Below are 23904 nucleotides of genomic sequence, written 5' to 3' on the forward strand. Positions count from 1 at the left end.
GGCGCAGCGGGCCGCCGGTGCTACTCCCGCGCGCCCGCCGGGCTCGCCGCACCCGCCGGACTCCCCTGACCCGGTTCCGGGTCCGGCCACTGCGGGTGCTCCCGCTCGGCCCAGTCGCGGTCGACCAGCCCGGTCCGCATCCCGCGCCGGGCCTCCGGATCCCGCAGGGCCATCCGGATGTGCCCGGCGGTCACCACGGCGATGGCCGCCGCGAGCCAGTCGTGGACGAAGGTCGCGCCGGTCCGCCAGTCCGCCGGTGCCAGGTGGGTGAGCCACATCAACAGGCCGGTGCCGATGATCACCAGCATCGCGCCGAGCGTCCACTGGGCGTACAGCTTCTGCCCGGCGTTGAACTTCCCCGCCGGGCGGTGCACCGCCCTGGCCCAGGTGGCCCGCAGCCACGCCCGGTCCACGGGGTGGAAGCGGCTCAGCCGCGACACGTCCGCGCGCACCGCCCGGAAGGCCAGTCCGAGCAGCAGCGGCACCGGCAGCGCCAGGCCGCACCACACGTGCACGGTGACGACGAGCCGCCGGCGTCCGACCAGTTCCGCCAGCGGCGGCAGGTAGAGGCAGGCGGCCGTGGCCAGGCAGGTCAGCAGCAGGGTGGCCGTGGTGCGGTGCACCCAGCGCTCGGCGCGGGTGAAGCGGAGTCGGAGGTCAGGCGGTCGGTGCATCGTCACGTCCGTTCGAGCGGCCGACCCAGGCGTCGATGTCATAGCCGTTCTGCTCCCAGTAGCCCGGCTCCACCGAGTCGGTCACGGTGATCCCCGACAGCCACTTGGCCGACTTGTAGAAGTACATCGGCGCCACGTACAGGCGCACCGGCCCGCCGTGGGAGTGGGAGATCGGGGCGTCCTGGAGCTTGAGCGCGACCAGCACGTCGTCACGCCGGGCCTGCTCCAGGGTGAGGCTCTCGGTGTACTCGCCGTCGAAGCAGCTGAACCGCACCGCGCGGGCGCCCGCCCTGACGCCGGCGGCGTCGAGCAGGTGGGCCAGCGGCACGCCCTCGAACGGGGTGTCCGCCACCCGCCAGCCGGTCACGCACTGCACGTCCCGCACGATCCGGCGCTGGGGCATCGCCTGGAGGTCGGCCAGCCGGTAGCTGCCCGGGCGGTCCACCAGCCCGTCCACCGTCAGGGTGTAGGTGTCCGGACCCCGGGTCGGGACCGAGGCGGTCACCGAGTAGTACCGGAAGCCGCCTCCGCCCGGCAGCAGGCCGGTGAGACCCGTCGGGTCCTTGCCGGCCACCGTCTCCTGGGCCCGCTGGAGGTACGGGCCGGCCGCGACGCCCGCCGCGCCGAGGCCGAGCAGCCCCAGCACCACGCGACGGCCGACCGGCGTGCCCCGGCTCTCTTCGCTCTGTTCGCTCACGCCGCCGATTCGACCAGTCGGGGGACGAAACGGCCAGGGCCTGCGCCGGCCCGTCAGACTTTCGTCACCATTCCCGGCGCCGCCCTTCACGGTCCACCGTCACCTCTCCCGGCCTGCCGTCACCCGTCCCGGCCCGCCGCCGCCGTTCCGACCTCGCCGGCCCCGCCCACCGGCGCCACCGGCGCCACCGGATCCACCGGCACCACGGGCATCGCCTGCACCGTCGGCCGTCCCGCCCGGCGCCGCCGCAGGAGCGGAACCGCGAGGACCACGCACAGCGCCGCCCCGTAGGAGAGCTGCTGGGCGGTCTGGCCTCCCGTCAGGTAGAGCACCTGCCCGGCGGCCGGGACGGCCAGCCACTCCCAGCGGCCGTCGAGCGCGACCAGCCCGACCACGAGCAGCCCGTACCAGGGGTAGGAGGGCGCGACCAGCAGCAGCGCGGTGCCCGTCACCAGCAGCGCGCCGGCCCACGGCCGGTGCGGGTCGCCCCGGTACAGCACCCGGAGCAGCACGGCCGTCAGGACCAGGGCCGCCCCCCACGGCAGGAGGCGGTCGGGCAGCACCAGCCGCAGCAGTCCGAACCGGTCGATGTGGCCCTGCTCGTAGCCCTCCTCCCGCAGGTAGCCCGGCAGGTAGCCCAGCACGGAGGTGCCGGAGGCCAGCACGTACGGCAGGTAGGACAGGGCGAAGGCGGCGAGCGCGGAGCCGAGCAGCAGCACGTCGCTCCGGCTCGGGCGCCAGGTCCGGCGCCGGGTCGGCAGGCCTGCCAGCGCACCCGACAGCGCGCCCGGGAGGGCGAGGGCCGGCAGCAGCTTGGCCGCGACCGCGCCGCCCAGCGCCAGCCCGCCGCGCACGGCCCGGCCGCGCGCCGCGCAGCCGAGCCCGGCGACCGTGAGCAGCACGCCGAGCGTGTCCACGTGCGCGTCGTTGACCGCCCAGACCGTCACTCCGGGGAACCACCCCCACAGCGCGGCCCGCCACTTGACCCGGCCCACCGCCAGCAGGAGCCCGGTGGTCGCCACCGCCAGCACCGCCCCGCCGACCTGCACCCCGCGCACCCCGCCGCCGAACGGGTGCAGCCCGACGAACCAGGCCTGCGCCACCGGCGGGTAGATGGTGTGCACGGCGGGCCGGTTGATCCGGGTGCAGTCCCCGGCCGCGGTGCGCCGCTCGTCCCAGCCCGTGCAGCCGTCCCCCACCGGGAAGAGCCCCGGATCGCGCAACCGCGCCAGCGCCGGGTCGTCCGGGGTACGGGCGTACGGCGAGATCCCGGCCGCCTGGACCCGGCCGTCCCAGACGTAGCGGTAGGCGTCGTCGCTGGTGCGCGGCGGCGCCAGCAGCCCGACGGCGGCCACGGCCACGCCGCCGGCCAGGACCAGCGGCACGACCCGGGCGGCGGGCACCCGGCGCAGCAGCAGCACCGCGACGGCGAAGAGGGCGGCATCGAGGAGGTACCAGAGCGGGTGCCGGCCGTGCAGCGGGTCGGCGCCGCCGCGGGTGACGGTCAGCGCCAGGGCGGTGACCAGGGCGGCGAGGGCGAGGAGACAGGGTGGAACGGTACGGGGGATCACGCCGCTCACCCTCCCACCGGCCCGCCGCCCCGGCCCCGGCGGCGAGGCCGCCGTTCGAAATCCGTAAGCACGCCGGAGCACCGTCCGGGCCCGCCGGGGCGCTTCGATGGGCGGGTGGAAACCGAACCCGCCGACTCCGGCACCCCTGCCACCCGCCGCCGCTACGACCCGCCGCTGCCCGCTCCCCCGGCGTTCCTGCGCCGCGGACCGTTCCGCGAGGATGCGTTCACCTCACCGCCGCGCGAGCCGCGGACCGTGGTCGTCGTCGGCCGCTGGCTGGGCGCGGCCCTCCTGGTCTGCTTCCTGACCGGCCTGACCAGCCATCTGCTGCAGGACCCGCCCGGCTGGCTCGCACCGCACCTGCCCGCGCGGCCGGTGAACGGCTACCGGGTCACCCAGGGACTGCACGTGATCAGTGGTCTGGCCGCGATCCCGCTGGTGGGCGTGAAGCTGTGGGCGGTCTACCCCCGGCTGTTCGAGTGGCCGCCGGCGCGCAGCGTGCTGCACGCCCTGGAGCGGCTCGGCATCGCCGTGCTCGTCGCGGCCGTCCTGCTGGAGCTGTTCACCGGCCTGCTGAACACCCTGCAGTGGTACCCGTGGCCGTTCCCGTTCCGGCAGACGCACTTCTGGCTGGGCTGGCTGGCCACCGGCGGACTGCTGGTCCACCTCGCCGTCAAGGCGCCGCTGATCGCCTCGGTCTGGTGGCGCCGGGCCGCTCCGGCGCTCGCCCAGCGCCGCGCGTTCCTCACCGCGACCACCGCCGCGGTCGGCGCCGTCACCCTCGTCACGGCCGGTCAGACCGTGCCCTGGCTGCGCGCCCTGGACCTGCTGGCCCCGCGCCGCCCCGACCTCGGCCCGCAGGGCCTGCCGGTGAACCGCACCGCCGCCCAGGCCGGCACCGTGACGGTGCCCGCCGACTGGCGGCTCCGGGTGGACGGGCCCCGGCCGTACCGGCTCACCCTGGCCGAACTCGGTGAACTCCCGCAGTACTCGGCCGAGTTGCCGATCGCCTGCGTGGAGGGCTGGAGCGCCTCGGCCCGGTGGACCGGGGTCCGGATCTCCGACCTGGTGCGGCGGGCCGGGGCCCCGCCCGGCTCGGCGGTGCGGGTCACCTCGCTGGAGGCCGAGGGGCCGTACCGGGTGATGGAGATGCCCGCGCCGTACGTCGACGATCCGCTCAGCCTGCTCGCCCTGCGGGTCGACGGGGAGGTCCTGGCGGCGGACCACGGGTTCCCGGCCCGCGTCATCACGCCGAACCGGCCGGGTGTCCTGCAGACCAAGTGGGTCGCGCGCATCGAGGTGATCGTATGACCGGCACCGCTCCCGCCCGGGCCGGCCGGGCTGTCCGGGTCGTCCGGGCCTTCCTGTTGGCCGCCGGCCTCGCCGTGACCGGCTACGGCGTGTACGGCCTGCTCGGCGACCCGTACATCACCGACCCGCTGGACGTCCTGACCTGGGCGGTCGGCGGGCTGGTGATCCACGACGGGCTGTGGGTGCCGCTGGTGTGCCTGCTGGGCGTGCTCCTGGTGCGCCGGGCCGGGGCGGGCGCCGAGTCGGGCGGGCCCGGGCCGGGTGGGCCGGTGCTGCGCGGCTGGCTGGTCGTCGCGGTGGCCGTGACCGCCGTCGGCCTGCCCGCCGTCCTGCGGGCCGGCGACGACCACGGCAACCCGTCGGTGCTGCCGCTGCCCTACCTGCGCAACTGGCTGCTGACGCTGGCCGCCACCGCCGGCGTCGCGCTGCTGATCGCGCTCGTCGGGCGGTGGCGGCGCCGGGACCGGGCCGTCGGGCCGCGGGATCGGGCCGTCAGGCGCCCGGCACCCCGGGAAGACCGGTCGTGAGACCGTCCAGGGCGTGCGGGCAGGGGCACTCGCGCAGCAGCGGCAGCCGTTCCAGTGCCTTGAACAGCACGGCGCGCAGCCGGTCGACGGTGCGGGCGAACTCCGCCAGCACCTCCCCGTGGGTGACGCCCGCCCCGCTCTCCACCCCGGCGTCGAGGTCGGTCACCAGGGCCACCGAGGTGTAGCAGAGCCCGAGTTCACGGGCGAGGACGGCTTCCGGATGGCCCGTCATGCCGACCACCGACCAGCCGTTGCCGGCGAACCAGCGGGACTCCGCGCGGGTGGAGAACCGCGGGCCCTCGATCACCACCAGCGTGCCGCCGTCGACCGGCTCCCAGGCCGCCTCCCCGGCGGCCGCCAGCGCCGCGCGCCGCCCCGCCGGGCAGTACGGGTCGGCCATCGACACGTGCACCACCTCGGGCACCGTGCCGTCCGGCAGCGGCAGCCCGTCGTAGAAGGTCTGCACCCGCCCCGAGGTCCGGTCCACGAACTGGTCGGGCACCAGCAGGGTGCCCGGCCCGTACTCCGGCCGCAGCCCGCCGACCGCGCACGGCGCGACCACCTGCCGCACGCCCAGCGAGTGCAGCGCCCACAGGTTGGCGCGGTAGTCGATCCGGTGCGGGGGGATCCGGTGGCCGCGCCCGTGCCGGGGCAGGAAGGCGACCCGGCGGCCGGCCACCTCCCCCACGAACAGCGCGTCGCTCGGCGCGCCGTACGGGGTGTCCACCCGTACCTCGGTCACGTCGTCCAGCAGCTCGTACAGCCCGGAGCCGCCGATCACGCCCAGCTCGGCACGCGGCGGCACGTCCTGGTCGACCGTCATCCCGGTCCACCTCTCTTCTGTCGGGAACAACCTCCCGGCCACTGTAGGAACGGACGGCGCCGGTACCGGGTGCACCGGTCCTTACGGATCGCGAACGTCCGCCGCGCCCCACCCCGCCCCACCCCGCCTCACCTCACCCCGCTCCGCCCCGCCGCGAGGGGGGCGCGGCGCCCGGCCTGCCGGGTGTCACGAGGCCCGCCGAACGCGTCAGTCGAGAGTGACGACCATCTTCCCCAGTGCCCGGCCCGCCTCCATCACCCGGTGGGCCTCGACGATCTCGTCGAAGCGGAAGATCCGGGTGGGGCGGGCCCGCAGGGCGCCGGCCTCGACCAGGGCGTAGATCTCGTCCAGCGGGACGTCCGAGAGCGGGAACGCCGGGGTTCCGAGGACGAAGGCGCTGCCGAAGAAGCTGAGCCGGACGCCGCTGGGCAGGTCGGCGATCGGGTCGAAGTCCGCCACCGGTTCGAATCCGCCGAGGAAGCCGACCTGACAGACCCGCCCGCGCGGCCCGACCGCGGCCAGGGAGTCGCGCAGCACCGAGTTGCCGACGACGTCGAGCAGCGCGTCGACGGCGAGGCCCCGGCGTCCGGCCACCGGCGCCAGCCGTCCGTCGTCGATGAGCACCTCGGAGGCCCCGAGCTCCTTGAGCAGGGGCGCGTGGGCCGGGTGGCGGGTGGTGGCGAGCACCGTCGCGCCGTGCCGGACGCCCAGGTTGACGGCGGCCTGCCCGAGGGAGGAGGTCGCGCCCCGGACCAGCAGCGTCTCCCCGGCCCTGAGGCCGAGGTTGCCGTGCAGGGCGTTGTAGGCCGTGGCGTAGACCTCGGGCACCGCGGCCAGATCCGCCCAGGGCAACCGCGAGTCCACCACCGCCACGTTGGTCGCGGGGACGGTCACCAGCTCCGCGTAGCTGCCGTTGCGGGTCCGTCCCATGCCGCCGAGGATCGCCACCACCGTGGTCCCGACGGGGAGTCGGCCCGAGGGATCGTCCTCGACCAGGCCCGCGCACTCGATCCCCGGGACGTCGGCCACCGGGCCCCAGGCGCCGCTGCGCATGTACGCCTCGGCGTGGTTGAGGCCGAACGCCCGGACCCTGATGAGGACTTCGCCGGCCGCGGCGACCGGGTCGGGCAGTTCGGTGACCGTGAGCACCTCGGGGCCGCCGTGGGTGGAGATGACGATGGCCTTCATGGATCAACCTCATTCTTGAGTAGTCATTCAACTATTGGGCCGACGAAAGGGCCACCGCGCACGGTGGCCCTGGAACCCGCGACCTCAGGAGAGTGCGGCGAAGGCGTTGTCCACGATGGCCCGCAGGACCGCCTCGTCGGGATTGGCCTTGCCGACGACCATCAGCCCCTGGCAGGTCGCGACGAGCAGCTTGGCACTGCCCCCCGCATCCAGCGAGGCCCGGACCTCGCCCCGGCGAACGGCGTTCTCCAGGGCATGGGTCATGCACTGCTCCAGGCGCGCCAGGTGGCCGCGCACGACGGCCGCCGCCTCGTCGTCCTCGGCGGCCTTCTCGATCGCCGTGTTGACCAGGAGGCAGCCCTGCCGCCCCTCGGGGCTGAGCAGATCGCGCACCAGCCCGTCGAAGTAGCCCCGGACCTCCGCCACCGACGCGCCCGCCGCCGCCAGCTCCCCGAGCTTCTGGGGCACGACCAGCTTCGAGTAGCGCTCCAGCGACTTCACGAAGAGCGCGCGCTTGCCGCCCGGGAACGCGCTGTAGATGCTGCCGGGCTTGACGCCGGTGGCCTTCACCAGGTCCTCGATGGACGTGGCCCGGTACCCGCGCTCCCAGAACCGCAGCATCGCCTGGTCGAGGACGGTGTCGGGGTCGAACTCACGCGGTCTGGGCATGACGACAACATACATGAGCGACCATTCAAGAACAAGCGCCGCCGAGCCCCCCGGGTCGCGAAGGACCCCTCGGGGCGGCCTCAGCGCGCGGCCTTGGTCCGTTCGTAGTGGCGGGCCGCACGGGCCCTGGTCCCGCAGCCGGCCGAGCACCATTCGCGGCGGGGGTGGTCCTTGACGAAGTACAGGACGCAGCCCGGCGCCTGGCACGCGCGGAGGTCGGCGATCCGGTCGCCGCCGAAGAGGTCGACGGCCTGCTGGGCGATCTCGGCGAGCGCCGTGGTGACCGGCGGGGTCGCGCTCCGGGCCAGCGCCGAGGGCCCGTCACCCCAGGACAGCTCCCGCCAGCGGGCGGCCGCGCGGACCTGCCGGTTGACCTCCTCGACCGCGCCCGCCGGGGCCGCGCCGCCGCGGACCGCGACGCCGGCCAGCTCGCGGATCGCGTCGCGCAGGGCGCGGGTGGCGCGCAGCTCCTCGGGGCCGACGCCGAGCAGGTCACCGTCGGCGCACGGCTCCGCGAACCGCGCGCGGTTGTCGCGCAACCACGCGGCGACGTGCTCGACGGTCTGCAGGCCGTCCACCAGGCGGCCGCGGACCGCGTACGTGGCGTTGGCCAGCTCGATCGGCAGCGGCTCGCCCAGGGCGGGCGCGCCCCCGCCTTCCAGCTCTTCTACGTTCACCACCTCATGGTAGCTCCGGCTTGCATCCATGAGAAAAGTCTGCCTATGGTTCTCACGGTTGCTGAAGCTGGCAACCGTGAGAAATCGGATCACCGCACTACCGGAGGAACACCGTGTCCCGACTCCCGATCATCGAGCCCGCCACCGCCCAGGCCCCCGCCGCCGACCTGCTGGCCGCGGTCGGCAAGGCGCTCGGCGTCACGCCGAACATGACCAAGGTGATGGCCAACAGCCCCGCCGTCCTCAAGGGCTACCTGGAGTTCTCGGGCGCGCTGGCCGGCGGCAAGCTCTCCGCGAAGGTCCGCGAGGGCATCGCGCTCACCGTCGCCCAGGAGAACGCCTGCGACTACTGCCTGTCCGCCCACACCCACATCGCCACCGCCCTCGCGGGCCTCACCCCCGCCGAGGCCGAGGCCGCGCGCCGCGCCGAGTCCGCCGACGCCCGGACCCGGGCGGCGCTGCAGCTCGCCGCCGCCCTCGTCCGCACCCGCGGCGACCTGGACGACGCCGACCTCAAGGCCGCCCGGGAGGCGGGCCTCGGCGACGCCGAGGTGGCCGAGGTGATCGCCAACGTCGCGCTCAACGTCTTCACCAACTACTTCAACAAGGCCGCCGCCGTCGACATCGACTGGCCCGTGGTCAGCCACCTGTCCTGAACCCCATCCACAGCCGCGCCGCCGGCCCGGGACACCCCGGCCCGGCGGCGCGGCCGTTCGTCGGCCGGCCGGCCCCCAGGTGATGAAGGGGGGCTGTACGAAGGCGCTACGAGAGCAGCCGTCGGCTGGCGACTCCCTGGCGCACATCTTTCGACTCGCCGAGGGAGCACGAGGATCGGGAGTTCGGGGATCTCGCGCCTGGCCTGCAGGGTGACCCCGGGGCTCTCGGGCAGTGAAAACCGGCGGAGGCATCGTTGAAGGCGGCGCCCGCCGCAGCCGAGGCCCAGCCCAGTGAAGGCCGCCGTCGCCGAAGGCCGGCGAGTCCGAACAAGCCGCCCGGGCCCTGGCGTCCGAGCCGGACGCGAGGGCCCCTGTCCGTGGTGAGCGCCGACACCATAGCGCCAGACAGGAGGACCGCAGTGAACCTGCTGGCACACAAAGGGGTTTCTCCGAGTCGATGGGCAGCGAGAAACGGTGATGAGCGGTGCCGGGCGTTCCGGGACGCAAACGGTTCGCACCCGCTGCCGCGGCACCGCCTCCACGCGTCCCGGCCGGCTCCCCCCGGTCGCGCCGTACGGGTCGCCCGAAAGAGCACCTGCCCCAGGGCAGCGGGACGGCCATCCGGGATTGTGCTGAACAACAGTCACCTCACCTTCCTCGCCCTATAGTTCTGTCGTGTTATCGAATGGACCCCTGTGCCGGGACCGGCCGTGCAGGGAACCGAGGGGAGTCGCAGGTGGGGGACGTCATCACGGTGGACCTCGGTGAGGGCGCGTTCGTGCACGCCGAGGTGGCGGTGCTGGACCGGGCAGATACCGGCTTCAGCGCCGACGCTGCCGAGCCGGGCGGCGACGCCGGAGTCCGGGACACCGCCTCCCGCATGTTCGCCGAGTTCCCGCAACGGCTGGACGCAGTGCGCGAGGTGGTGCGAAACGTCGGACGATGGGCCGCCGACAGCGTTTCCAGCACTGGTCCGGCCGTTCCGGACACGCTGGAGATCGAGTTCGGGCTCAAGTTGGCCGTCAAGTCGGGTGCGCTGGTCGGCATACTGGCCGAGGCCGGCGGTGAGGCGTCGTTCACGGTGCGGATGAGTTGGGACACCGCTCGGGTAGCGGCAGCTCGCGCAGGTCTGGCCACCGGGTCCGCCCCGGCCGGCGACCCGCCCGCCCCCACCGGCCCGGTCGGAACGCGGGTGGGCGACGACCGATGACCGACCCGGTCGTCCGGGGCGCCGCCGTCGAGGTGCACGACGGGCCCTACTTCCGGGGCAGTGGACTCCTCCTCGCCCCCGGCATCGTGCTGACCGCGGCCCATGTCGCACACCGCGCCCGGAACGAACCCTTCGTGACCGGCCCTTGGGGGCGCGCGGCAGCGGTCCACCCGGTCCGGCTGTTCCCAGCCGACCCGGGGAACGGCCGCTTCCACGCCTTCCCGGACCTCGCCCTGCTCACCCTCGCCACCCCGGTCGAACCGCCGCCGCTCATCCTGGACACCGGGGAGCCCCCGAGCGGGACCGCCGTGTCGGTGGCCGGCTTCTCGCCCTACACGCCCGCCGCCGGTGTCCAGGCCGACTCCCTGCTGCTCACCGTCGCCGGACCTGCCGCCGGGTACCTCCGGCTTACCGGCGATGAGGTGCGGGACGGCTTCAGCGGCGGCGTGGTGTCCCGCCTGGACACCGGCGCCGTCTGTGGGGTGCTCAAGGGCAGCCGGGACTTCGACGGCGTGCGCGGCGGCTGGTACACCCCGCTCGGGGCGCTGGCCGCCGCGCTGCCCGCCGACGACCCGCTTCAGGCACTGCTCACGGGATCGCCGGCGGCCCACCGCCCGGCCATGCTGCCCGGCGCGCGCGAGTTGCTGCCCGTTCTGCTCCGGGTACCCGACATGGACGACCCCGAGTTCCGCCGACGGGTCATCCGGACCGCCGACCAAGTCCTTGCCGACCGTGGCCCGCTGCGGGTCGCCCACCGTTCCCACGCCACCGACCACCTGCTGGAGCTGCTGGACACCTGCCTGCAACACCGGGAGCCGGCGGCGGCCCTGGCCGCCGTGGTCGACGCGCTGGACTTCCTGCGCCCAGGCCTGGCCCCCGTGCACGAGCTGCGCGCGCTGACCTGCCTCCCGAAGGACGGTCCGTGAACAATCTCCGCGTCGTCCTGGGCAAACTGGCCGGTGGCGGCCGCCGTCCGCCCCCTCCCGAAACCGAACCGCTCGGCGGTGTGCCGACCAACACCGGGGAGTCCGACAGCAGACCGGTCGCAGCCGAGCCGTGGTCGGCAAAGGCCGACACCGCGCTGCACGAGTTCCTCCACCAGGTCCCCGACCTGGACGATCCGGAGTTCCGCCGGACCGTGCTGAGGGACCTGGGCCGCCGCCTCGGACCGGGCACCGCGTTCGCTGTCCCGTACAGCCCGCAGACGGCGGACCACCTGTTGAATCTGGTCCACGCCTGCCGCAGCTGGCACGAACCGCACAGCGCCCTGGCCGAACTCGCCGCCTCCTTGCGGACGCTGCGGCCGGGTACCTCCGCCGTCGACTGGCTGGGCGCCGCCGTCGAGTCCGTCACCGAGTCGGGGCTGCTCTCCCCAGAGCTGCAGCTCGCCGTGCTGCGGACGGTGCGCGCGCTGAGCCCGCCGCCCACGTCCGTCGAGGTACAGCGCCTGGTGGAGTCCATGTGCACGGACGGCGAGACCCACCCGGTCCGCGCCCGGGACAGCCTGCCCGAGGCGGTCAGCCGGCTCCACCGGGCCCGGCAGATCGACGGACCACCGCTGCTGCTCCGCTTCCTGCTCCGACTCGCTGTCGACCGTCCCGGCCCGGAGGGCGACCGGCTTGCCGACCTGGTGAAGAAAATCGCGCGCGAACGGAACCTGACCGAGGCCGAACTGACTGCCACCGTGCGGCAGCCCGCCACCACCAGGCCGGCCGAGGACCACCCGCTCGTCCTGCAGATCACCCTGGACGACGTCTCGCCGGTCGGCTCGGACACAGAGCCCGTCTACGCTTTCGAGGCCGTCCTCTTCGACACCTCCGAACAGCCGTGGAAGCTGCTCGCCAAACAGGCGGGCAACGAACCGGTGTCCCAGTCCGACCTCCTCCGGCACGGCAGCCACCACCTGACCAGCTGGACCGAGCTGGCCTCCGCCGCGGCACACGCCGAGGGCCTGCGGGTGGAGTTCCTGCTCCCGTGGTCCCTGCTCGGCCACCCCGCCGAGCTGTGGCCGATGGACGAGGACGACTACCCCGTCGGCATGCACTTCCCCGTGGTGGTGCGTTCCCTGGACCGGATCAGGTCCGCGTTCTGGCACACCGCGTGGAAGAACAAGTGGCGCGCCCTCGAGGCCGCGATGGAGGGCAGCGGCCCGGGCACGGTCGCCGACCTGCCCGGCTGGTTCGTCCTCACGGACGGCGCAGCCCCGATCGAAGCCGAGGTCTCCGCGCGCACCCTGCACATCGGCAGTGGCAAGGGCGATGTACGGCGCTGGCTGGACAGTCGGCCGCACACGGCGATCCTGGCGCTGTCCTTCCCGTACGCCTACCATCCCAAGAAGCGCGCGGCCCCCTACCAGGCCGTCAAGGACGCTGTCCGCGAGGGCATCCCGGTGATGATCTGGCGGCGCGACACCGGCAGCCCCACCGAACTGCACGCGCTACTGGGCGAACTGGCCACCGCCCAGCTGCCCGCGCTCGCCGCGCACGTCCAGCGCCGCCGACGGGCCGCCCGGGAGGACGACCAGAGCGACCTCGGACGCCACCTCACCCTCCTCTGGGACGAGCCCGGGCACGCCGCCTGGCTTGCCCCCGCCCCGTTTCGTGCCCCGGCCGCCATCCCCGCACGGCAGGAAGGAAGCTCCGTATGACCACCGCCCAGGACGGCACGGCGATCCCGGACTGGTGGATCTACCGCTCCACCGGCACCTCACACGACGGCATCCGCGGCCTGCCCGACGCCCCGCCCTGGCGGTCCTTCCGCCGCGACGACCGGGCCCGTGCCGAACTGCCGGCACCGCCCGAGATGGCCGAGGCGATGGCCGCCCGCAAGCTCGGCCGGGCTCACCAGGCTTCCGCCTACCAGGCCGACGAGAAGGAGATCCACCTCGTCAACATGGCGTTGCACCTGCGGCGTCCGCTACTGGTCACCGGCCCGCCCGGAGTCGGCAAGTCCACGCTGGCGTACAGCGTCGCGCACGAGCTGCGCCTCGGCCCGGTACTCCACTGGCCGATCACCAGCCGCTCCACCCTCCGCGAGGGCCAGTACCACTACGACGCGATCGGCCGGCTCCAGGACACCGGGCTGCGCCCCGCCGACACCGACGGACGGGCCGCGGCCGCCCCCGGCATCGGCCCCTACCTGCGACTCGGCCCGCTCGGCACTGCCCTGCTGCCCTGGGACCGGCCCCGGGTGTTGCTCGTCGACGAGATCGACAAGGCCGACCTCGACCTGCCGAACGACCTGCTCACCGTCTTCGAGGAGGGCGAGTTCGTCATCCCCGAACTCGGCCGTCTGGACGAGGAGGGCACCCGGGTGATGACCGCCGACGACAAGGGCTGGACGACACTCCACCGAGGGCGGGTCGGCTGTGACGAGTTCCCGCTGGTCATCCTGACCAGCAACGAAGAACGCGAGTTCCCGCCCGCCTTCCTGCGCCGCTGCCTGCGGTTGGAGATCCCCCGTCCGGGCCCCGCCAAGCTGGCCCGCATGGTCGCCGCCCACCTCACCGGCCCGGCTGCCGTCCCCGCCGGGGTCCGCGAACAGTTGATCGCCCGCTTCCTCGCCAAGCAGCAGGAGGAGGGCACCAACCTCGCCAACGACCAGCTGCTCAACGCCCTGCTGATGGCCGCCCACGGACTGTGGGAGGACGACAGCGGCCGACAGCTGGTCGACCGTCATCTGCTGCGCTCGCTTGAGGAAAGCTGACCGAGCGATGTCCGCTGCTCCAGTGCCCCCAGAGCTGCTGCGTGAGCTCAGCCGGCTGCTGACTCCTCACGAGGCGGGGCCCGGGAGCAGCACCGACCCGCGTGACCTGGCCGATGTGCTGTGGCTCACGCGGGTCTGCGGGCTGCGCCGGGACGGACCTGTGGGCCGCCCGGGGTGGGAGCTACCGCCGCTGCCCGCCGTGGACGCGGTCGAGGACGAACGGGCCACGGCCGCGTGGAACGCCGCACTGCGGGCCGCGGTGGCACAGGCCGCACAGCAGGACGCACCGGAGCCGGCTCCGGAGTCCGCTCCCGTGGCAGGACCCGAACCACTGTCACCCGCTCAGCAAGCCGGAACGGTCCCGGAGGAGCCGGAGCCGGTCGTCCCGTTCCACCTGCCGTCCGTCCCGGGCCGTCAGGTGCCGGGCGGCGCGCCGGCCGCCATCGTCCGGGCCCCCGCCCGCCCGACGCTCACCGGCACCCTGGCCCTCTCCCGCGCACTGCGGCCGCTGCGTCGTACAGTCCGGTCGGCCCACGAGTTGGTCTTGGACGAGGAGGCCACCGTCTCCGTCTCCGGCCAGGCCGGACTGCTGCTCCCGGTCTGGCGGAGCGCCCCCGAACGCTGGCTGGACGTCGACGTGGTGATCGACGCCGGACCAACCATGGCGGTCTGGTCCACCCTCGGCGACGAACTCGTCGCCATGCTGCGTCGGCACGGCGCGTTCCACCAGGTGCGCGCCTGGTCGGTACACGACCGTGCCGGGAAGCCCGTCCTCACGCCGCGCGGCCCGGGGACGTACGGCACCGGGCCCGGGCCGACCGCCGACCCGCGCGGCCGCCGGGTGGTACTGCTGCTCACCGACGGCGTCGGCCCGCTCTGGCACAGCGGCGCCCTGCGCGCCGTCATGCACGTCTGGAGCCGGCACGCCCCGGTCACCGTCCTGCAGGTCCTGCCGCGTCGGCACTGGCACCGCACCGCGCTGCACCCCGTCCCGGCCCGGGCCCGGATGCGGCCGGGGGACCGACCGACGGTGATCCACGCGCCGGAGGAGGAGGGCTGGGGCAGACCCGGGACCGCCTGGGCAGGGGTGCTGGAACTGCGAGCCGACTGGCTCATGCCCTGGGCCCGGATGTTGTCGGGGCGGACGTCGGACTGGACCCCTGTGCTCGCGGTGCCGCTGGACGGGGCCGTCGGCCCGGCTGCCGGACCAGCACCGGCCGGGGAGGCCCAGCCCGCCGAGGAGACACCTGCCGAACTGCTCGCGAGGTTCCGTCGGGACGCCTCCCCGACCGCGTACGAGCTGGCCGGTTTCCTCGCCGCCGCACCACTCAGCCTGCCGGTGATGCGGCACGTCCAGACGGCGATGCTCGGTGACTCCTCGACCACCCACCTCGCCGAGATCTACCTGTCCGGGCTGATGGAGCGCCGCTCCCCGGAGCGGGCAGGAGAGGACCCGGAGGCGGTGCTGTACGACTTCCGACCCGGAGTACGGGAACGGCTGCTCGGCACCCTGACCCGGGGTGAGTCCGTCGCCGTGCTGCGGGTGCTGGCAGGAGTGTCGCGGTCGGTGGCGGGCGCCTTCGGCGGCACGCTGGACTTCCGCGCTCTCGCAGCGCTCGCCGAGGGCGGGTCCGGGCCGGGCCCGGTGCTGCCGCCGGAGAGCGTTCCGTTCGCCGAGGTGGCGGTCGAGGTGCTGCGCGGCCTCGGCGGCGCGGACCGCGCGCTGGCAGAGCGGCTGGCGGTCAGCCTGCCGACCGGGTCACGGCTGCGGAGGGCCGCGGCCGAGTCCGCCGTTCCCGCCCACCCGTCCACCGCTATCGGTCCTTCGCGACCGGAGCGGCGCTGGTGGCAGCGACGCCCACCGGCCGCCGAGGTGACCGCGGCGTCACCCGTCGGGTCCGGAACCCGGCCCAGCTCGCCGACCTGGCACAATCTGCCGCCTGACCTGCCCGACGTGACCGGCTGGGAGCACCGGGTCCTCCGGATCGAACAGATCCTGGACCCGGCCGGGACCGCCGTGGCCGCCGCCCGGCCGGGCCTTCCGTCCGAACGGCGTTCGCTCTGCGTGGTCCAGGGCCCGAACGGCACCGGCAAGACCGCCGTGGCGCTCGCCTACGCCCACCTGCACCTGGCCGACTACTCCCTGGTCTGGTGGGTCGATGGGGGCAGCCCGGAGACTATCGGCCAGTCGCTCGACCAACTGGCCATCCTCCAGGGCGTCCCACTCGAAGGCGACGCTCCGGCCATGCTGAACCGGTGGCTGGCCGAACACCCCGGCTGGCTGATCGTCATCGACGACCTCGGCCGGGACTTCGCGGAGTCGGAGCGCTGGATGGCCGGCTACGCGCCGCGCGCGATGCTCGGCGAGCGGTGGCCGCCCGAAGGGTACGGCAGCGTCCTGATCACCACCAGGGCGACCACCAACGACCGCACCGTCCTGGAAGGCCACCTCCTCCAGTTCCGCACCTCCCAACGGGACGCCCGGCCGGCCGGCGCGGCGAACGCCCCGGACGACGACCTGGCGGCCCTGCCCGGTCTGCTCGCCCGGGCCGCGGACACGTCGGTGCCTCAGGACACGCGACCCGACCCGGCTCCCGCCCATGCCGGAGGCGAACCCGAGGTCCGCTACGGCCCGGTCCTCGACGAGCTCGCCAGGGAGGACCGGGAGGCACTGGACGTCCTCACCCTCTGCGCCGTCCTGGGCCCGGTCGAGCTGCCCATCGACCTGGTCATCAAGGGCCTGCGTGCCGCCGCCCGCCCGACACGCACCGGAGTCGGGTCGGGCGACCGGGGGCTGCCGCCCGGGCTGGTCGGCCGGCTCTCGGGCCGGCATCTGCTCAGCGCCGCCCCCAACCCGCACGGTTCCGTCTCGCTCCGGGTGCCCGCTCCGCTGCAGCAAGCGATCCGGATGCGCCTCACTCCCGCGGAACGGACCGACTGGGGGACGGCCGCGATCCGGGGCGTGCTCGCGGCCTTCCCTCCTGACCCGACGCGCCGCCAGCAGTGGGCCCTCTGCACGGCACTCCTCCCGCACGCCCACGCGGTACTCCAACTGCCCGAGCTCGACAGCGGGTCGGCGGCGGAGCGTGCCGACTTGCTGCACCAACTGGCCAGGTTCCGCGCGGCCCAGGGCGAGTTCGACGCAGCCGAGGCGTACCTGCGCGTGCGCGGCTCCGTGTCCGGCGGAGGGGACGACACATCAGCGAACGCGGAGGCGAACCTCCTGATGGCCCAGGTGCTCTTCGCCGCCGGTCGCCACGGAGCCGCCCTCGGCAGCATTCGGCGGGCGCTCGCGGCACTGCCCGCCACCGGTCCGGAATCCGACCGGCGGAGCGTCCGCGCCCGTCTCCTGGCCGCCGCCGTCCACCGCGAGCTGTACCAGCTGCACGAGTCCAGGCTGGACCTGGAGGCCATCGCCCGGACGATGGCGCTCGCCCGGAGCGGGGCGCCGGCCGGGGGTGCCCGGCTCGACGAAGCCCGGGTCCGCCGCGAACTCGGCCTGACCGAACTGGAGGCCGGCCGACTGAGCGAGGCCGAGGAACATCTGGAGCTGGCATGGCGTGAGTTGCTCCGCCTCGGCTCGGACCGACCGTATGACGGGGACCTGCTGGAAGTAGGGATCCGCCAGGACCGTGCCCGGCTCTCGCTGTTGCAGGAGCGTCCGAGCCTCGCGGCCTGCGAGGTCCTGGCCGCCAGTATCCGCAAGGCCGGGCGTCGGCGGGACGTCGAGGCGCTCGACGTGGTCATGAGTGCCAGTGAGACGCTGGTGGACGTCATGCGCGCGTACCTCGGAACCCTGGACACAAGCGGGGAGAACAGCTGGAGGACCTACCAGCAGCTCATAGAGCGGCAGCTGAGTGCGATGACGGCCATCGCCGAGGCGGTGCTCGCGTACCGCAGGGACCGAGCGGCGGTACAGCCGCACCGGTTGGCCACCGCGCTCGACATGTACGGCATGCTGCTGAACGCCCGACAGCACAGCGGCGACTTGGCGGTGGCGGCACTCGACGAGGCGGCGCACCTCCATCGCCGGGTGCACGGCGATCAGCACCCGGCCCTGGCCGAGAACCGCTGGCGCCTGGCCCAGGTGATGGCCGCCGCCGGGGCCGGGACCGACGCGAACCGCCTGATGAACGAGGCACGAGAGGTCTTTCGGCGGTTCCTCGGCCCCGACCACCCTCGCCTCGTGCCGATGGACCGGATGGCTGCCGACGACTGACCAGCGGCCATCCGGTACGGCAGGCATCAGATGAGGGAGTCGGTGCGCGTGCGGGCCGGCCGGGTGCGGCGGGCTCACCTCGGCGGATCGGGGTCAGCGGTGGTGGGGCTTCGAGGGGCAGGGGGTCGGGCTCGGAGCGGTGGGGGTCGTCGCGTCCCAGGCGTGCAGGGCGGCGAGGGCGGCGGTGCGTTCGGCGGCGGTCGGACCGGAGTCCGCCGGGGTGAGCAGGTAGTCGGCGACCGGGGTGAGCAGCACGGTGGCGGCTCCGCACGGGAGCAGGACGGCCTCGTCCCAGGCGTGCCGGGTGACGATGCGGCGCAGCAGGGTGCCGTGCCGCGGCCGGAGCGGGCGGGCGGTGTCCCGGCGGCGCCGGAGCTCGGGGGCGACCTCGGCCTCCAGGACGGTGCGCACGCCCGCCAGCGGGCCCAGCGGCACGTGCTCGGCGGCGAGGTCGAGCAGGGCGGCGGTCTCCGGGGCGAGCCGGTAGGCGGCGACCACCTCGGCGGTCTCGACGGGTTCGAAGGGCTGCCCGGCCAGCTGCGCCACGTCGAGCACGTCGCCCGGGTGGAAGGCGCGGCCGAGGCCCTCCTCGGCGAGGGCGATCAGGCACTCGACGTGGTCGTCGGCGGCCAGGTAGGGGCGGACCGGGACGGTTGCGAGGTCGCCGGTGAGCGCGGCGGTGCCGAGCCGCACCTGGTACCAGGGGTCGAGCAGCGGGTCCTCGGCCGGCCAGCGCAGGGTGACGGCGGTGTGCCGGGGGCGCTCGCCGAACAGGGTGACCTCGACGGACTCGACCGGGTGGTCGGTGACGAGCCGGTTGACCGCCTGCCAGAGCGCGGCCTCGGTGGGGCTGACGAGGGTGAGCTCGCCCAGCGGCCGGGGCAGGTCGGCCGGGTAGTAGCCGGCCAGCGGGAGCTCGCGGATCGGGCGGACCCCGGTGGCGTCGGTGAGGTCGCCGGCGAGCCGGGCGTAGCGCTCGGAGCGCGCCCGGGCGCGCCGGAGTTCGGCCCGGGCGTGCTCGCCCATCCGGACGTCCTCCCGGGCGAGCGCGGCGAGCACCAGGTACGGGAGGTGGCGGACGCCGCGGGCGCGGTGGAGGAGTTCGACCGGTCCGGCGTCCGGGTCGAGGTCGAGCAACCGGTGGAGCAGGTCGGTGTTCACGGGCGTCCGCCTCCGAGAGCTGTGGTGGTCGCCGGGCAGCGGTCCGGCGACCGGAGTGTGGCGGGCCCGGCGTATCGTGCCGGGCCGACGGCAGGGGGGAGCCACACCCACGATTGTGGTGACGACCGATCAACACCGGATCACCACCCGGTAGACGATCCCTCGACAGCTGCCGGGGTGGCGTGGGTTGATAGGGACTCATCAATCGGGGGGAAGCACGTGCGCGGGCGGGGGCCGGCACATGAGGCGAGCAGGTGCAGGAATGGGTGATTTCCGGTTCTCGGTGCTGGGACTGATGCGGGCGCAACGTGGCACCACCGTACTGAAGGTCGGAAGTCCGCAGCAGCAGGCGATGCTGGCGGTGCTGCTGCTGCGGCCGGGGCACGGCGCGAGCGCCACGGACCTGATCGACGCCCTGTGGGGCGAGGAGCCCCCGGGCACCGCGATGACGACGGTGCGGACCTACGCCTGGCGGTGGCGCAAGATCCTGCACGGCGAGGAGCCGGACGCGCCGACCGTGCTGACCTCCGTCGGGGACGGCTACCGGCTGGTGCTGCCCAAGCACGCCGTGGACGCGGCGCAGGCCGAGGAGCTGGCGGCGCAGGCCGAGCGCACGGCGGCGGCCGGACAGCCGCAGCAGGCGCGCGACCTGCTGAACCAGGCCCTGGACCTGTGGCAGGGCGAGCCGCTGGCCGGCATCCCCGGGCCGTTCGCGCAGCGCCAGCGGCAGCGGCTGCAGGAGCTGCGGCTGACCCTGCTGGAGGAGCGGATCGCCCTGGACCTGTCGCTGGGCCGGTTCTCCCGGTGCGTCCCGGAGCTGACCGCGCTGACCACCGAACACCCGCTGCACGAGCGGACGTACGGGCTGCTGATGCGCGCGCTGTACCAGGCCGGCCGGCAGGCGGACGCGCTGGCGGTCTACCGGGGCGCCCGTCAGCTGTTCCTGGACGAGCTGGGGGTGGAGCCGGGGGCCGAGCTGGACCTGCTGCACCGGCGGATCCTGGAGGGCGACCCGGCGCTCGCCGCCCCGACGCCCGCCGCCCCGGCCGTCGCCGCGCCGGCCGGCCCGGCGGAGCCCGCCGCGGCCGAGCCCGCGCCGCAGGACCCGCCCGCCGAGCCCACCGTGACGGCACCGCCCCGGCCCGCCCAACTTCCGCCCGACGCGGCGGACTTCACCGGCCGCACGGTCCTGGTCGAACGGCTCGGCACGGCCCTCGGCACCCCGGGGCAGCCGGCGCTGGTGATCGCCACCGTGGTCGGCATGGGCGGGGTCGGCAAGACCGCGCTGGCCCTGCACGTCGCCCACCGCGTCCGCGAGACCTACCCCGACGGGCAGCTCTACGTCGACCTGCGGGGCGCCGACCCCACCCCGGCCGACCCGGAGGCGGTGCTCTGCGGCTTCCTGCTGGCGCTCGGGGTGCCGGCCGACGCGGTGCCGGAGGGGCTGGACGCCCGCTCGGCGCTGTTCCGCTCGGTGGTGGACGGCCGACGGCTGCTGCTGGTGCTCGACAACGTCCACGACACCGCGCAGATCCGGCCCCTGCTGCCGGGCGCGGTCGGCTGCGCCGTGCTCACCACCAGCCGTACCCGCCTGTCCGGCCTGCCCGCGACCGTCCAGACCGACCTGGACGTCTTCGCCCCCGAGGAGGCGCTCGAACTCCTCGGCCGCACCATCGGCGCCGAGCGGCTGGCCGCCGAGGCACAGGCCGCCCGGGACCTGCTGCGGGTCTGCGGCCACCTGCCGCTCGCGGTGCGGATCGTGGCCGCCCGGCTGGCCGCCCGGCCGAGCTGGACGGTGCAGACCCTGGGCCGCCGGCTCGCGGTCGAACGCCGCCGGATCGACGAGCTGCGGATCGGCGACCTGGCGGTGGAGGCCGCCTTCGAACTGAGCTACCGCCAGCTGACGCCCGCCCAGGCCCGGGCCTTCCGGCTGGCCGCCTCGGTGGACGGCCCGGACATCGGCCTGGCCGCCGCGGCCGCCCTGCTGGACCTGGACGAGTACGACGCCGAGGACCTGCTGGAGGCCCTGGTGGACGTGGCGATGATGGAATCGCCCTTCCCCGGCCGCTACCGCTACCACGACCTGCTGCGCGCCTTCGCCCGACGACGACCCGACGCGCCCGACGACCCCGGCGCGACCCTCCGGGCCCGCGACCGGCTGCTGGACCACCTGCTGGCGACCGCGTGCGCCGCCTTCCAGCACGCCGTGCCCGGGGATCCGGCGGCCGGTGCGCTCGGGCCCGCCCGCACTGCCGGGGTGGAGCTGGCCGGCCCGGACGGTGCCCGGGCCTGGGCCGAGGCGGAGGGCGCCGGGGCGATCGCGCTGGCCGCGCAGGTCGCCGCCTGGACGGTGGCCGAGGCCCCCTCCCCCGCCGGCCCCGGCGGCCCGACCGAAACCACCGAAACCACCGAAACCACCGGCGCCGGTGAACCCGGTGAACCCGGTGAGCGGGACGCCCCGCCGGACCCGCTGCGCGCGGCGATCGACCTGCTGATCGCGCTCACGCCCTTCGCCCTCGCCCCGCCCGACCGCAAGCTGGCCACCGCCGCCGAGGCCCTGGCCGCCGCGGCCATCCACCGCGCCGACCACCGGGCAGCCGGTCGGGCGCACTTCCTGCGCGGCAGCGTCGCGCTGGCCGCCACCCGGCTGGAGGAGGCCGAGACGGCCGCCAGGCTGGCCGTGGCCGCCTCCCGTGCGGCCGGCGACACGGTGATCCTGCGCCAGGCGCTCAACGACCTCGGCCTGGTCTGCCAGTTCCTCAGCCGCTACGACGAGGCCGTCGAGCTCTACGACGAGGCCCTGCTGCTGGCCCGCCGGCTCGGCCACCGCTCGGGGGAGCTGGTGACGACGGTGAACTCCGCACTGGCCCGGGTGCGCAGCGGCCGGGCCACCGAGGCGGTGGCGATCTGCCACGGGGCGCTGGCCGACCTGCGCACCCGCAACGACGATCCCGGCCGGGCGTACACGCTGTACGTGCTGGGGCTGGCGCTGCACGGGCTGGAGCGGCACGAGGAGGCCGTCACCTGGTTCGGCGAGTGCCTGGCGGTGGCCACCGCGGCCGGTCTGCAGGCCCGGGCCGGGCACGCCCGCTACCGCTTGGCGGACAGCCTGCGGTCGCTGGGCCGTACCGAGGAGGCGTTGGAGCACGCGGGGCGGGCGCTGGCGCTGTGCGAGGAGTTGGGGGCCGAGCGGGACCACGGGCACGCGCTGGTGGTGCTGGGCTCGACGCTGGCGGACCTCGGGCGCGCGGCGGAGGCGCGGGACCGGTGGCGGGAGGCTCACGCGATCTTCGTCCGGCTGGGGCTGCCGGACGCCCAGGAGGTGGCGGGGCTGCTGGCCCGGGGCGGGGACGGCGTCCCGTCGGCGCGGGAGGGGCGGTGCGGGGACTGCCGCGAGAGCTGCCGCGAGAACTGTCCGGGGGGCGGTCGGCAGGACCACCGGGAGGACTGTCGGGATTGCTGCCGGGAGGCGGCCGGATTTCCGCTGACCGGCCGGTGCTGAGCCGGTACCGGGTTCCGGGCTGACCAGGACCGAGAAGAATCGATCCTGCACCCGGCTCGGGCCGGTCAGGAGCCGGTGCTGTTCCAGTCGGCGGTGCTGCCGTGCCCGGTGGTGGGGGTCGGACCGGGGGCGGTCGGGGTGACGGGGGTGGGCGTCGGCGTCGCGTCGCCGACCACCGCCGTCGCCGTCCCGGTGCCGGCCGCCGCCACCGCCGCCGTGGCGGAGAGACCCGCGCCCAGGGCGACGGCCGCCCCGAGGCCGACGGTGAAGAGCCGGAGGCGGGCGGAGGCGGTGGCCGGACGCTGCGTCATCTCTGGTGCTCCTTTGCTGGCTTCCCTGGTGGGGAAGGTCTCCTCGTGGTGTGGCACCAGTCTTGCGGGGGCCGGTCAACGGTCGATCTACGGCGGAGCACCGGTGATCACCGGACGGTGATCAGGCCGCCACCGTCCGGATCTCCAGGGTGCAGCACTTCACGCTGCCCCCGCCCTTGAGCAGTTCGCTCAGGTCCATCCCGATCGGCCGGAACCCGCGCTCCCGCAGCCGGGCCGCCAGGCCCACGGCCGCCTCGGGCAGCACCACGTGCAGGCCGTCGCTCACCGCGTTGAGGCCGAACACCTCGGCGTCCGCCTCGCTCACCAGCAGGGCGTCCGGGAAGAGCCGCCGCAGCACGGCCCGGCTGCCGGGCGAGAACGCCTCCGGGTAGTACATGATCTCGTCGCCGTCGAGCACCGAGAGCGCGGTGTCCAGGTGGTAGAAGCGCGGGTCGACCAGCTCCAGGCCGACCACCGGCCGGCCGAAGAACTCCTGCGCCTCCGCGTGCCCCTCGGCCACGCTGCGGAAGCCCCGCCCGGCCAGCACGAAGCCCGCGGTCAGCAGGAGGTCCCCCTCGCCCTCGTTGACGTGCTCCGGGTCGTGCGTCGCGAAGCCCCGGTTGCGGAACCACTCCAGGTAGGCGGGGCCCTCAGCGGCCCGCTCGGCGTCGCGGAAGCGCGCGCCGAGCACCCGGCCGTCCACCACGGTGGCGCCGTTGGCCGCGTAGACCATGTCGGGCAGGCCGGGCAGCGGGTCGATCAGGTCGACCCGGTGGCCGAGTTCGCCGTACAGGGCGTACAGCCGCTCCCACTGGGCGACGGCGAGGCCGGTGTCGACCGGCTTGGCGGGGTCCATCCAGGGGTTGATCGCGTAGGTGACGTCGAAGTGATCCGGACGGCACATCAGGTAGCGGCGCGGGCGGGCGGTGCGGGTCATCGGGTTCTCCGGGTGAGGGTGCGGGACTGTCGGCAGGGGCACGGCGGGAGGATCGGCAGGGGTACG

General features: G+C 74.8%; 19 protein-coding genes. 9 read left to right on the plus strand and 10 right to left on the minus strand.

Annotated elements, in window-relative coordinates; translation table 11 throughout:
- Nucleotides 1-20: 20 nt before the first annotated feature.
- The 3 genes from AB0Q99_RS01320 to AB0Q99_RS01330 all read right to left on the minus strand — a co-directional run bounded on the left by AB0Q99_RS01320 (nucleotide 21) and on the right by AB0Q99_RS01330 (nucleotide 2942).
- Nucleotides 21-674: a cytochrome b/b6 domain-containing protein gene (locus AB0Q99_RS01320; RefSeq protein ID WP_363567237.1), complete on the minus strand. Its 654-nt coding sequence runs from the start codon at nucleotides 672-674 to the stop codon at nucleotides 21-23.
- The gene (locus AB0Q99_RS01325; protein ID WP_363567239.1) at nucleotides 658-1371 is read right to left on the minus strand and encodes a molybdopterin-dependent oxidoreductase; all 714 of its coding nucleotides are present in this window, start codon (nucleotides 1369-1371) and stop codon (nucleotides 658-660) included. The genes AB0Q99_RS01320 and AB0Q99_RS01325 overlap by 17 nt, the downstream gene beginning before the upstream one ends.
- A 119-nt stretch (nucleotides 1372-1490) precedes the next feature.
- On the minus strand, nucleotides 1491-2942 hold the full coding sequence (locus AB0Q99_RS01330) for a hypothetical protein (protein WP_363567241.1): 1452 nt from the start codon (nucleotides 2940-2942) through the stop codon (nucleotides 1491-1493).
- Between the two features lie 255 nt (nucleotides 2943-3197).
- Between AB0Q99_RS01330 and AB0Q99_RS01335 the strand changes: the two genes are divergently transcribed.
- Nucleotides 3198-4253, plus strand: a complete 1056-nt coding sequence (locus AB0Q99_RS01335; protein ID WP_363568177.1) for a molybdopterin-dependent oxidoreductase — start codon at nucleotides 3198-3200, stop codon at nucleotides 4251-4253.
- Nucleotides 4250-4780, plus strand: a complete 531-nt coding sequence (locus AB0Q99_RS01340) for a hypothetical protein (RefSeq protein ID WP_363567243.1) — start codon at nucleotides 4250-4252, stop codon at nucleotides 4778-4780. Before AB0Q99_RS01335 ends, AB0Q99_RS01340 begins: the two co-directional genes overlap by 4 nt.
- Here AB0Q99_RS01340 and AB0Q99_RS01345 read toward each other — a convergent pair.
- The 4 genes from AB0Q99_RS01345 to AB0Q99_RS01360 form a co-directional block, all read right to left on the minus strand.
- Nucleotides 4746-5603, minus strand: coding sequence for an S-methyl-5'-thioadenosine phosphorylase (locus AB0Q99_RS01345; protein ID WP_363567245.1), 858 nt, complete (start codon nucleotides 5601-5603; stop codon nucleotides 4746-4748). The two genes, AB0Q99_RS01340 and AB0Q99_RS01345, sit on opposite strands and share 35 nt — an antisense overlap.
- A gap of 207 nt (nucleotides 5604-5810) precedes the next feature.
- Nucleotides 5811-6791, minus strand: coding sequence for a zinc-binding dehydrogenase (locus AB0Q99_RS01350; protein ID WP_363567247.1), 981 nt, complete (start codon nucleotides 6789-6791; stop codon nucleotides 5811-5813).
- Between the two features lie 84 nt (nucleotides 6792-6875).
- A complete protein-coding gene (locus tag AB0Q99_RS01355) occupies nucleotides 6876-7460 on the minus strand; it encodes a helix-turn-helix domain-containing protein (protein ID WP_363567248.1) in 585 nt (194 codons plus the stop codon).
- A gap of 80 nt (nucleotides 7461-7540) precedes the next feature.
- On the minus strand, nucleotides 7541-8137 hold the full coding sequence (locus AB0Q99_RS01360) for an ABATE domain-containing protein (RefSeq protein WP_363567250.1): 597 nt from the start codon (nucleotides 8135-8137) through the stop codon (nucleotides 7541-7543).
- Between the two features lie 113 nt (nucleotides 8138-8250).
- On the opposite strand from AB0Q99_RS01360, the gene AB0Q99_RS01365 reads away from it, so the two are divergent.
- The 6 genes from AB0Q99_RS01365 to AB0Q99_RS01390 all read left to right on the plus strand — a co-directional run bounded on the left by AB0Q99_RS01365 (nucleotide 8251) and on the right by AB0Q99_RS01390 (nucleotide 17927).
- Entirely contained in the window at nucleotides 8251-8793 is a 543-nt protein-coding gene (locus AB0Q99_RS01365; RefSeq protein ID WP_363567252.1) for a carboxymuconolactone decarboxylase family protein, read from the plus strand.
- A gap of 736 nt (nucleotides 8794-9529) precedes the next feature.
- On the plus strand, nucleotides 9530-10003 hold the full coding sequence (locus AB0Q99_RS01370) for a CU044_2847 family protein (protein ID WP_363567254.1): 474 nt from the start codon (nucleotides 9530-9532) through the stop codon (nucleotides 10001-10003).
- Nucleotides 10000-10929 (plus strand): trypsin-like peptidase domain-containing protein, encoded by a 930-nt coding sequence (locus AB0Q99_RS01375; protein ID WP_363567256.1) that lies wholly within the window; start codon nucleotides 10000-10002, stop codon nucleotides 10927-10929. The genes AB0Q99_RS01370 and AB0Q99_RS01375 overlap by 4 nt, the downstream gene beginning before the upstream one ends.
- Complete coding sequence (locus AB0Q99_RS01380) at nucleotides 10926-12650, plus strand: hypothetical protein (protein WP_363567257.1); 1725 nt, start codon at nucleotides 10926-10928, stop codon at nucleotides 12648-12650. Before AB0Q99_RS01375 ends, AB0Q99_RS01380 begins: the two co-directional genes overlap by 4 nt.
- Nucleotides 12647-13708, plus strand: coding sequence for a MoxR family ATPase (locus tag AB0Q99_RS01385; RefSeq protein WP_363567259.1), 1062 nt, complete (start codon nucleotides 12647-12649; stop codon nucleotides 13706-13708). Before AB0Q99_RS01380 ends, AB0Q99_RS01385 begins: the two co-directional genes overlap by 4 nt.
- A gap of 7 nt (nucleotides 13709-13715) precedes the next feature.
- Complete coding sequence (locus AB0Q99_RS01390; RefSeq protein ID WP_363567261.1) at nucleotides 13716-17927, plus strand: SAV_2336 N-terminal domain-related protein; 4212 nt, start codon at nucleotides 13716-13718, stop codon at nucleotides 17925-17927.
- Between the two features lie 93 nt (nucleotides 17928-18020).
- On the opposite strand, the gene AB0Q99_RS01395 is transcribed toward AB0Q99_RS01390, so the two are convergent.
- The gene (locus AB0Q99_RS01395) at nucleotides 18021-19088 is read right to left on the minus strand and encodes a hypothetical protein (protein ID WP_363567263.1); all 1068 of its coding nucleotides are present in this window, start codon (nucleotides 19086-19088) and stop codon (nucleotides 18021-18023) included.
- Nucleotides 19089-19350: 262 nt separating this feature from the next.
- Here AB0Q99_RS01395 and AB0Q99_RS01400 point away from each other — a divergent pair, with 262 nt between their 5' ends.
- Nucleotides 19351-22590 carry a BTAD domain-containing putative transcriptional regulator gene (locus AB0Q99_RS01400; RefSeq protein ID WP_363567264.1) on the plus strand — a complete coding sequence of 1080 codons (3240 nt, stop codon included), beginning with the start codon at nucleotides 19351-19353 and terminating at the stop codon, nucleotides 22588-22590.
- 65 nt (nucleotides 22591-22655) lie between these two features.
- Here AB0Q99_RS01400 and AB0Q99_RS01405 read toward each other — a convergent pair whose 3' ends face one another.
- Together AB0Q99_RS01405 and ddaH are read right to left on the minus strand one after the other, a co-directional pair.
- Nucleotides 22656-22901, minus strand: a complete 246-nt coding sequence (locus AB0Q99_RS01405) for a hypothetical protein (protein ID WP_363567266.1) — start codon at nucleotides 22899-22901, stop codon at nucleotides 22656-22658.
- 121 nt (nucleotides 22902-23022) lie between these two features.
- Nucleotides 23023-23838, minus strand: coding sequence for a dimethylargininase (gene ddaH / locus AB0Q99_RS01410; protein WP_363567268.1), 816 nt, complete (start codon nucleotides 23836-23838; stop codon nucleotides 23023-23025).
- Between the last annotated feature and the right edge of the window lie 66 nt (nucleotides 23839-23904).

Source organism: Kitasatospora sp. NPDC086791, from assembly GCF_040685975.1.
In the GTDB taxonomy this organism is placed as follows: domain Bacteria; phylum Actinomycetota; class Actinomycetes; order Streptomycetales; family Streptomycetaceae; genus Kitasatospora.

Coding starts and splice junctions, on each gene's coding strand:
- AB0Q99_RS01320 (WP_363567237.1), bottom strand. CDS start 674: ATGCACCGACCGCCTGACCTCCGACTCCGCTTCACCCGCGCCGAGCGC.
- AB0Q99_RS01340 (WP_363567243.1), top strand. CDS start 4,250: ATGACCGGCACCGCTCCCGCCCGGGCCGGCCGGGCTGTCCGGGTCGTC.
- AB0Q99_RS01345 (WP_363567245.1), bottom strand. CDS start 5,603: ATGACGGTCGACCAGGACGTGCCGCCGCGTGCCGAGCTGGGCGTGATC.
- AB0Q99_RS01350 (WP_363567247.1), bottom strand. CDS start 6,791: ATGAAGGCCATCGTCATCTCCACCCACGGCGGCCCCGAGGTGCTCACG.
- AB0Q99_RS01355 (WP_363567248.1), bottom strand. CDS start 7,460: ATGCCCAGACCGCGTGAGTTCGACCCCGACACCGTCCTCGACCAGGCG.
- AB0Q99_RS01375 (WP_363567256.1), top strand. CDS start 10,000: ATGACCGACCCGGTCGTCCGGGGCGCCGCCGTCGAGGTGCACGACGGG.
- AB0Q99_RS01385 (WP_363567259.1), top strand. CDS start 12,647: ATGACCACCGCCCAGGACGGCACGGCGATCCCGGACTGGTGGATCTAC.
- AB0Q99_RS01390 (WP_363567261.1), top strand. CDS start 13,716: ATGTCCGCTGCTCCAGTGCCCCCAGAGCTGCTGCGTGAGCTCAGCCGG.
- AB0Q99_RS01400 (WP_363567264.1), top strand. CDS start 19,351: ATGGGTGATTTCCGGTTCTCGGTGCTGGGACTGATGCGGGCGCAACGT.
- AB0Q99_RS01405 (WP_363567266.1), bottom strand. CDS start 22,901: ATGACGCAGCGTCCGGCCACCGCCTCCGCCCGCCTCCGGCTCTTCACC.
- ddaH (WP_363567268.1), bottom strand. CDS start 23,838: ATGACCCGCACCGCCCGCCCGCGCCGCTACCTGATGTGCCGTCCGGAT.